Annotated in this window: 1 protein-coding gene; it reads left to right on the top strand. The window is 51.3% G+C overall.

Annotated elements, in window-relative coordinates; translation table 11 throughout:
• A partial coding sequence (locus tag FRW57_RS24240; RefSeq protein WP_203230516.1) for a hypothetical protein occupies positions 1–331 on the top strand: 331 nt, incomplete at its 5' end.
• Positions 332–715 lie beyond the last annotated feature (384 nt).

Below are 715 nucleotides of genomic sequence, written 5' to 3'. Positions count from 1 at the left end.
GCCAGACTCTAATCGCTCGTGGAGGAAAATCAGGGGGTCACGTCACGGAATATCAAAAAAGGATGCGTCCGAGATTCTGAATGTGACCCCATCACAGTTCAAAGCCATTGAGGCCGAGCATGGCTTAAAATCCGTTCGATTGGGTAAGGCTGATGTTATCTTAAAAGGGCACATACTAAAGATCGCAGCAGCCTGGGTTGCAGGGGCAGAGATACAAGAACGGCTCAGAGGCGAAGGCCGAAAGATGAATTGGCAACGCCAAATCTCATCTCTAGGGAAGCGTTCCGCAGGCTGGCCAAGGGCCGAGGTGCATCAGCTTTTTGGTTGGTAGGCTTCGGGGCTGGCGCGCATAGAATGCAAAACTAAGCTTGCGCCAACGGGCATCCGGAATGACGGGTGCGAAAACCTCTCCCATCGGCGCGTCTTACTGCCCCTCGCGAAGGGGGGCGGTCCGCTTGTTTTCCATTTCACAAGCATCGTCGAAAGCGGGGCGTAGCCTGCGGGTGCAGGGCGATGCCGCAGACCTCCTCTTGGTAAACAGGTGAGGTCGTAAAACGATGTAACCCAAATCTCTATTAACCAATTAAACGATAGAAAAATAATGAAAATGAGGATCTTTTCTGCTGATCGCATTAACCAATCTCGTTAGGTAGTCCTAAGCCTGTCGAGGTGGATCGTTGTGCTGAAATTCGAAAGGATACAGATCCCATGAAAC

The organism is Segeticoccus rhizosphaerae (assembly GCF_009192725.1).
Classification (GTDB): domain Bacteria; phylum Actinomycetota; class Actinomycetes; order Actinomycetales; family Dermatophilaceae; genus Segeticoccus; species Segeticoccus rhizosphaerae.
This window is presented reverse-complemented; position numbering and strand designations above follow the sequence as displayed.